Below are 278 nucleotides of genomic sequence, written 5' to 3'. Positions count from 1 at the left end.
CGCCCAATGACATCGTCGCGGCAGCGCCACGCAGCGCATGGAAGACAATTCCGGCCGACGACCTTCTCGTCATGGACCTGGCGAACGGCGGACGGGTTGTGATCCAGCTCGCGCCGACATTCGCCCCAACCCACGTCGCCAACATCAAGGCGCTCGCCCGGGGACGCTATTGGAATGGCGCGAGCATCTATCGCGTGCAGGACGATTATGTCGCTCAATGGGGTCTGAACTCGAGCGACAAGCCGTGGCCGGCCGGAGTCACAGCCAAGCCACCGGCG

Annotated in this window: 1 protein-coding gene; it reads left to right on the top strand. The window is 64.7% G+C overall.

The features are described from left to right. Positions 1 to 71: 71 nt before the first annotated feature. On the top strand, positions 72 to 278 hold a 207-nt coding region (locus QWJ41_RS21140), incomplete at its 3' end, for a peptidylprolyl isomerase (protein ID WP_302710461.1).

This window comes from Nocardioides cremeus, assembly GCF_030518195.1.
GTDB lineage: Bacteria > Actinomycetota > Actinomycetes > Propionibacteriales > Nocardioidaceae > Nocardioides > Nocardioides cremeus.
Note: the sequence above shows the minus strand (reverse complement) of the source record. Positions and strands in the feature narration are given on the sequence as shown.